The organism is Haliscomenobacter sp. (genome assembly GCF_041740695.1).
Lineage (GTDB): Bacteria > Bacteroidota > Bacteroidia > Chitinophagales > Saprospiraceae > Haliscomenobacter.
Window position 1 is genome coordinate 88392 of sequence record NZ_JBGSLK010000021.1, and the last position, 7464, is coordinate 95855.

Genomic DNA, 7464 nt, shown 5'->3' on the forward strand with positions numbered 1-7464 from the left:
GCGAAGAAGTTTATCACAAGGGGCAAACCAAAGCGACATATTATAATCACAAAGGAAAAAACAAGGACACAAAGGACACAAAGTTAGACGTTGACAGCGCTTCACTTTGTGTCCTCTGTGTCCTTGTTTTTTCCTTTGTGATAAATAAATTGTCGCTTTGAGGCCTTCTTCTTATTGCCTCCGACTCAAATACACCCCAACCAAAATCACCCCCATACAGCCGATGTGCAACAGCCCAATTTTTTCTCCATCGGCTACCCCCCAAAGCATGGCGATGATGGGCATCAAATAAGCCACCGTCGACCCAAAGATGGCCGAGGTCTGTTGGATCACTTTAAAAAAGATGATGGTCGCCAATACCGTCCCTACCCAAGACAAAAGTAGTACATAACTGATCGATTGCCAGGGATTTGGCAAAGTGCTCATGCGGGGAATAAAATCGGTACCGAGCAACAAATAAATCCCCAAAGGTACCCCTACCGTTCCAAAAGACCCCGCGCTAACCAACAAGGAATCCATGTCCCGAAATTTGGTTGCAATGAGATTGGTGCCCATGGCGTAAAAAACCGTAGCCAACACAATCAATAAAGCATAACCCACCGGGCTATTGCTGATCCCCCCTTTGCCCAAGAGAATCAGACAAGCAGCTCCGACCAAACCCAATAAAATCCCTAATACTTGCCGTGTTTTGACCGTCACTTTAAAAATCAAAACCCCGATAATCATGGTAAAAAGAGGGGTGAGTGAATTGAGTACCCCGGCTGTAGCACTGCTGATTTTTTGTTGCGCGGTGGAAAACAAAATGGCGGGTAGGGCACTGCTGCAAAGTCCCAATAACATCAGCAGCGGCAAACGCGACCAATCCATCCGTTTGTAGTTGTAGATCAACACGGGCACAAAAGCCAGCGCCGAAAGCGACATGCGCAAACAGGCCACCTGTACAGGCGTGAAGGATTCCAGGCTTTTTTTGATTAAGATAAAAGAGGTTCCCCAAACCAAACTGAGGATACCAAGGGTCAGATAAGCTTGCCACATGGGCATGCTGGCAGGGGAGTTGGTATTATTCATTGGGCAAGAGTACAAAAGATTTGTGATTCGCAGAAAAAACCGCATCAGTAACTGTTAGGGCAATAGAAAAATAAATATTCATTTCGCCAAAGGATTAGATAAGTAAACGGTTCATTTAAAGTGTCTTATCTAATCCTTTGGCTCAAAAGAAATGAACATTTATTTTTGCCCACTACTAAGTTTCAACAGCTTTAATTTTTTTGCCATAAATTTGCGGACACTTAACTGAAAATGTAAAAGCTACAAATCATACGACCATGAAAAAATCCATCTTGCTTTTGCTCCTCCTGAGCAGCTTTGGTCTGGGACTACAAGCCCAAAAACTGGCCGACAAACGTACCGCACGCGACCTCGAACTGAGCGCGCCCGAACAAGAACTAAAGGCTGGTCAAAGTTATGAGATCCCCGTCACCGCGGCCAATTTGGGCATGGTGCAAGGCTTTCAGTTTTCTATTTTTATTGATCCTACGGTAGCTGAATTGACGGGCATTGAAGGCGGCATCCTGAAGGAAGATAACTTTGGTTTTTTTCCAAAAAATGGCCTCATCACGAGTAGTTGGAATGTAGCTTCTCCGCTGCCCAAAGAAAAATTGAACGAGGTGTTGTTCACCCTGAAAATCAATAGCCGCAAAGACATTCCACTCAGCAAAATTCTGGGCCTGCAAAGCCGTCCTACCGCGATGGAAGCCTACACCACGAATGATGAACAGGTGGGCATCAGCCTGAATTTCAAATCAGCAGCAAAACAGGGAGATAAGGCGCTGTTGTTCCAAAACAGCCCCAATCCATTCAGCGAAGAAACGGTGATTACTTTTTATTTGCCCGCAGCAGCGAAGGCTACTTTGGTGGTGCGCAATGTGGAAGGAAAGGTACTGTTTCGCACCCAAGGAGATTTTGGCAAAGGCCAACAGCAATTTGTGCTCAAACAAAGCGACATCAAAACATCCGGTGTGATGAATTATACGTTGGAAACTACCAATTTTACGGAGACGAAGAAGATGGTGGTTGTGGCGAAATAGTTGAGTTCGGTTTAGGAAAGTTAAGGGAGGTTGAGAAGGTTTAGGCTACCGCGAGCGTCATTGTCAACGTCGCTCGCGGTAGCCTAAACCTTCTCAACTTTCTCAACCTTCCTCAACCATCTTACCACCAGGAGCTCCCCCAAGAGTACCCAAACCGCAATTGCAACTGCGCAAAAGGTTTTGATACATCACTGCTCTGTAGACCACCACCGTCGACATCACTCACCAGGCGGTAGCCACCCTCGGCACCAACCCGGAACCAGCGGAATACATTCACTTCCAGGCCCACGGCGGGTTGTAGCACAAATACACGATCGCGGCTGAAGGAATTGTTGTCGTCAAATTCGATGCGGCCACCGCCGATTACGGCACTCATGTAAGGATGGAGGACTTTGGTCGTAGCAGGGGCATAACCAAGTAAAACTCCACGATGCCGTAGGTCGTACACGCCATTTTCGGTAGGCAGGGCATAACTGTCCTTCATCCGTTGCCAGGCCCAACCCACCATCAGCGAGCGGCCAAATTCAAAGGCGAAATTTCCACCGGAAAAATACTCGGTATCGTCTTCAAGGAAGGTAAAGTTGTGGCTATCCGAAAACCAAAAACCAGTCAAGTCCAGACGGGTTTGATTGAAAAGGGTTTCTTCACGCTGGGCGTACATTGCTCCTGCGGCAAAAAGGCCCAAAGTCAGGATCAGTATTTTTTTCATTGCTTGCTTGTTTGGAAGTAAGATGCTAAAGCGTTTGCAATACCCCTATTCCAAACTAAAAATTACATATGCTGCCAACCCTGCGCCTTCAACGGATGAATATTCCCACCCTTGGTATGCAACTTCAAGCCATCCTTCGCCTCCACGATTTCACCCGCAATATAGATGTCCGGTAAAAAGCGAATTTTATCCACATCCTTTGGATCGATGGTAAAGAGCAATTCATAGTCCTCGCCACCATTCAGTGCACAAGTGGCTGGGTCGAGCCCAAACTTGATGGCCTGCATTTGGGTATCAGGATGGATCGGAATGCCCGATTCTTCCAGGTAACCCCCTACGCCAGATTGGGTACAGATGTGGAACAACTCGGAAGCCAGGCCATCCGAAATGTCAATCATCGCAGTAGGCACCAGTTGGTTTTTTTCAAACATCTCGATCACATCCTTACGCGCTTCGGGCTTCAGTTGGCGTCCGATGATGTAGTCCTGTGCTTCCAAATCGGGCTGAACGCCAGGGGTATCCAGAAAAATTTGTTTTTCCCGCTCCAATATTTGTAAGCCTAAATAAGCGGCTCCCAGGTCTCCAGTGATACAGATGAGGTCGCCTATTTTGGCGGTATTGCGGTAGGCTATTTTATCTGCGGTGCCTTGGCCAATGGCCGTAATGGACAAAATCAAACCTTTGTTGGAGGAGCTCGTATCGCCGCCCACCAGGTCTACCCCGTAGTGCTTGCAGGCCAGGCGCATGCCTTCGTACAGCTCTTCCACCGCTTCCAGCGAGAAACGATTGGACATGGCGATGCTCACCGTCACCTGCTTGGGCTGGGCATTCATGGCGTAAATGTCCGAGAGGTTGACGGTGATGGATTTGTAGCCCAGGTGTTTGAGCGGGGTATACATCAGGTCAAAGTGGATGCCTTCGACGAGCATGTCGGTAGAAACCACGGTTAAAAAACCCGTGTTGTCAATCACGGCGGCATCATCCCCTACACCTTTGAGGGAAGAGGCATTTTCTAAGGGGAATTGACGGGTCAAATGGTCGATTAGACCGAATTCGCCTAAAGTGCCTATATCGGTACGTGGTACTTGTTGATCTTGCATTGAGTTGATTAGCTGGTTCAAAACTGGGCTTAGCTGGTACAAGTCTCCAGACTTGTACCAACATTTTCGCGTCTCTGACGCATGAGCAACGCGAAAATGTTGAGCAAATACACGTCAGAGACGTGCCAATAATGGTACAAGTCTGGAGACTTGTACCAGCGCCAGTTGTCTTTTCAAGGGTTTGCCCTATGGCGCTGACAATTTATCAAAAACCATTTTCGCCCGTTGCATACTTTCTTCACCTTCTTTCTCCGCCAGTTTCACTGCTTTGGCAGCGGCAGCTTTGGCTTCGGCAATTTTACCTTTGGTCAGCAGCAGGTCGGCATAGCTAAGGGTGTAAATGGACTGTTCACTTTTTTCGGAGGCTGTTTTCATCAAGTCGATGGCAACATCCAGGGCATCCGCTTGTTCTGCACTGCGTTTTTTCAGATCAAAAGCAACGGTGCGCATTTCGGTAACTGGTTCGCTGTCGGCGGCTTTGGCGTAGGCCTTGGCGGCTTTCAGGTAATCCTTGTCGTTTTCCTGTTTGTTGGCCATTTCCATGTCCATCCGGGCAGCAAACGCAGCGGCGCGTTCAGGAAGGTTGGTTTGCATTTTTTTCTTGGCCTCTTTCAGCAAGTCATCATTTTGCATGGTGATGGCCTTCTGCGCGGTAGCTTTGCAGGCGCCGTAAATTTTGGCATTTACAGCATCCTTACCGCCTAAGAGGGCAGCAATTTCGGTACGTTGTTGTACCAGCAATTCAAAGGCTTTGCTGTCTGCTTCGGAGGTGCCTTCGAAGATGATTTTGCGGCTCAATTCAGAGTTCAGGTCTTTTTGGGTACGCAAATAGTCGTTCACCACGCGGGGATTGGGCTTGCCATTCCGCGCCATGGAGCGTACATATTTGTATACCAATTCAGGGCTGCGATCCCCTTTTTCGTAGGCTTCCACGTAAGCTTCGGTATTTTCTACCCGACCGAGGGCACTTTTGCCTTCTTTGATGAAATCTTCCACCTGTTTTGCACCCACCACTTTTTTGATCACTTTGCCATCGTTGCCAATAAACAGCAAGGTAGGATACGCCGAAACGGGATAGGTTTTTTGGAATTTTTCGCCCTCTGGCTTTTCCATGTCAATCTTCATGCTAATGAAGTTTTCATTAAAAAAAGCGCCAACGTCAGCATGGGTAAACACGTTTTTGGACATCATTTGGCAGGGGCCGCACCAGGTGGTGTAAGCGTCTACAAAAATGGGTTTTTCCTGCTTTTTGGCTTCAGCGAGGGCTTCTACCCAGGTGCCGTGGAAAAACTCAATGCCTTGCGCCGCGACAAAACCGATCAGGGCGAAAAAAACGACCAGTGAGGAGCATATCTTCTTCATAGGAATGATTTTAAATTTCACGGATGTCGGGTTTTAACCCTTCATCTGTGGTGTATACAAAACTATTGTTGCTGTTGTTCAAATTGTTCGATCAGTTCCTGATCCGTAATGCCTTTTTTCAGGTTCTCGATCAAAACTTCGGCATCTTCAGCCATGGGATGTTGAGGATACTTTGCCAAAAATACCTCATAATATCTAATGGCTTGTTTCCGATTTTGTAAATCATTCTCGGACACAAAGCCCTGCATGAATAAAGCTTCAGGGCTGCGCTGGTAGTTTTTAAATTTCACATCAACCGTACCCCACAAATCAATGGCTTCGGCCCATTTTCCGCCGGCATGGCGCAGTTCAGCTGCTCTAAACAGGTACATAGGTGCGAGGGAATCCTGGGGGAAACGTTCGGCCAGAGTCTCCGCATTTTGTACAAAGGTATTGATTTTGGTGGTATCCAGGGTAGTTTCACTGCTTTCGCGCAATTGGCTTTCCAATTGGCCCAGGGTACTGATGAGTTGTGCTTCGGTGGCAGCTTCAACTCCTTTTGGCTTGGAGCTGCAAGCCGATAGCAGCATCGTAGCACCCAGTATAGTGCAGAAAACCGATCGTCTCAATACTTTCATGTCATTTACTTTGGAACAGCTACAAAATTACACGCGATTTTGTAAGCAATGTTGAATTTTTTTATACTTATCATTTTTAACACCGCCTTAAGGTTTTTGGATTAAACCCTGTACCTTATCAAACGTCAAAGCCATCACAAATACAAATTGCGGACATGGAAAAGATCAAACACCTCTACTGGCGCGCGGGTTTTGGCCTCAGCCCCACAGAGTGGCAACAAAAAAAAGATTGGCCCATCAGCAAGGCCATCGATGAGCTTTTCACACAGGCTCGTCAGGCGCAAGTGAGTCTGCCCGTTGTGGAAATGGGTTTGCCCGAAGACATGGAAAAAAAGCGGGAAAACCGCGAAATGTTCGAACAAATGCTGCGCGAAGAAAAACGCCGCATTTTTGAATACAACGTCAATTGGGTCAACCGTATGGCCAACCCCAAAGAAAGTGCCCTGCTGGAACGGATGACCTTCTTTTGGCATGGCCACTTTGCCTGCAAACCCGACTTTGGCAAATTGGGCATCCAATACCTCAACACCCTGCGCAAACACGCACTGGGCAATTTCCGTGATATGGTGCTGGCCATTGCCCAAGACCCTGCGATGATTCGTTACCTGAATAACCAACAAAATCGCAAGGAAAAACCCAATGAAAACTTCGCCCGTGAATTGATGGAACTCTTCACCCTGGGGCGGGGCAATTATACCGAAAAGGACATCAAGGAAGCTGCTCGCGCCTTTACGGGCTGGTCCAGCGATTTGCGAGGCGACTACATTTTTCGCCCCATGTGGCACGATTACGGCAGCAAGACTTTTTTTGGCAAAACAGGTACTTTTGACGGCAAAGACATCATCAACATCATCCTGGAAAAGCCTCAGACTGCCCAGTTCATTGTCCGCAAAATCTACCAGCATTTTGTCAACGATCAAGTGGATGAAACTCTGGTCGGTGCCCTCAGCAAGCAGTTTTATCAGTCGGGTTACGACATTGGCAAGTTGATGCAAGGCATCTTCAGCAGCGATTGGTTTTATGCTGCTAAAAACATGGGCAATCGCATCAAATCGCCGATTGAATTCACGGCAGGGTTGATGCGCAGCGTGGAGTTGAAGTTTGAGCAACCAATGGGGATGTTGTTCATCCAACGGGCCCTGGGCCAAATTCTTTTCAATCCACCCAACGTGGCGGGTTGGCCAGGTGGCAAAACCTGGATCGACAATTCTACGCTGATGTTGCGCTTGAACTTGCCTGGGTATTTGTTCAATTCAACTGAGTTCAGCCTGCGTACCAAAGGCGAATTTGAAGATGCAGCGCGGGAGAAAGGCAATCGCCGACTGAGCAACACCCTCAATCTGCAACCCTTAAGCGCCAGCATCAAAGGCAACAACAGCAGCGAAATTGCCACCGAACTGGCCAAATACCTGTTGCTGACGCCTACAGGTCAGCCGATTGAAACCTATACCAAGGAATTGCCAGCTACCGACCGCGAAAGCATCATTCGCCAAATGACCATGCGCCTGATGACGCTGCCGGAATATCAAATGTGCTAATAAAAGTTGAGGCGTTGAGTGATCGGTCGCTGAGCGTAGTCGAAGCGCCGA

General features: G+C 47.8%; 7 protein-coding genes. 2 read left to right on the top strand and 5 right to left on the bottom strand.

Translation table 11 applies throughout. The features are described from left to right. Window positions 1-171: 171 nt before the first annotated feature. Window positions 172-1068, bottom strand: a complete 897-nt coding sequence (locus ACEW9O_RS04725) for a DMT family transporter (RefSeq protein WP_373548979.1) — start codon at window positions 1066-1068, stop codon at window positions 172-174. A gap of 257 nt (window positions 1069-1325) precedes the next feature. Here ACEW9O_RS04725 and ACEW9O_RS04730 point away from each other — a divergent pair, with 257 nt between their 5' ends. Then, on the top strand, window positions 1326-2087 hold the full coding sequence (locus ACEW9O_RS04730; RefSeq protein WP_373548980.1) for a T9SS type A sorting domain-containing protein: 762 nt from the start codon (window positions 1326-1328) through the stop codon (window positions 2085-2087). Window positions 2088-2208: 121 nt separating this feature from the next. On the opposite strand, the gene ACEW9O_RS04735 is transcribed toward ACEW9O_RS04730, so the two are convergent. The 4 genes from ACEW9O_RS04735 to ACEW9O_RS04750 all read right to left on the bottom strand — a co-directional run bounded on the left by ACEW9O_RS04735 (window position 2209) and on the right by ACEW9O_RS04750 (window position 5875). Beyond that, window positions 2209-2796 (bottom strand): hypothetical protein, encoded by a 588-nt coding sequence (locus tag ACEW9O_RS04735; RefSeq protein ID WP_373548981.1) that lies wholly within the window; start codon window positions 2794-2796, stop codon window positions 2209-2211. A gap of 62 nt (window positions 2797-2858) precedes the next feature. Continuing rightward, window positions 2859-3896 carry a thiamine-phosphate kinase gene (gene thiL, locus ACEW9O_RS04740; protein WP_373548982.1) on the bottom strand — a complete coding sequence of 346 codons (1038 nt, stop codon included), beginning with the start codon at window positions 3894-3896 and terminating at the stop codon, window positions 2859-2861. Window positions 3897-4082: 186 nt separating this feature from the next. After that, complete coding sequence (locus ACEW9O_RS04745) at window positions 4083-5258, bottom strand: thioredoxin family protein (RefSeq protein WP_373548983.1); 1176 nt, start codon at window positions 5256-5258, stop codon at window positions 4083-4085. A 62-nt stretch (window positions 5259-5320) separates the two neighbouring features. Beyond that, complete coding sequence (locus ACEW9O_RS04750; protein ID WP_373548984.1) at window positions 5321-5875, bottom strand: tol-pal system YbgF family protein; 555 nt, start codon at window positions 5873-5875, stop codon at window positions 5321-5323. A gap of 155 nt (window positions 5876-6030) precedes the next feature. Here ACEW9O_RS04750 and ACEW9O_RS04755 point away from each other — a divergent pair, with 155 nt between their 5' ends. Next, the gene (locus ACEW9O_RS04755) at window positions 6031-7413 is read left to right on the top strand and encodes a DUF1800 family protein (RefSeq protein ID WP_373548985.1); all 1383 of its coding nucleotides are present in this window, start codon (window positions 6031-6033) and stop codon (window positions 7411-7413) included. Window positions 7414-7464 lie beyond the last annotated feature (51 nt).

Coding starts and splice junctions, on each gene's coding strand:
- ACEW9O_RS04725 (WP_373548979.1), bottom strand. CDS start 1,068: ATGAATAATACCAACTCCCCTGCCAGCATGCCCATGTGGCAAGCTTAT.
- ACEW9O_RS04730 (WP_373548980.1), top strand. CDS start 1,326: ATGAAAAAATCCATCTTGCTTTTGCTCCTCCTGAGCAGCTTTGGTCTG.
- ACEW9O_RS04735 (WP_373548981.1), bottom strand. CDS start 2,796: ATGAAAAAAATACTGATCCTGACTTTGGGCCTTTTTGCCGCAGGAGCA.
- thiL (WP_373548982.1), bottom strand. CDS start 3,896: ATGCAAGATCAACAAGTACCACGTACCGATATAGGCACTTTAGGCGAA.
- ACEW9O_RS04745 (WP_373548983.1), bottom strand. CDS start 5,258: ATGAAGAAGATATGCTCCTCACTGGTCGTTTTTTTCGCCCTGATCGGT.
- ACEW9O_RS04750 (WP_373548984.1), bottom strand. CDS start 5,875: ATGAAAGTATTGAGACGATCGGTTTTCTGCACTATACTGGGTGCTACG.
- ACEW9O_RS04755 (WP_373548985.1), top strand. CDS start 6,031: ATGGAAAAGATCAAACACCTCTACTGGCGCGCGGGTTTTGGCCTCAGC.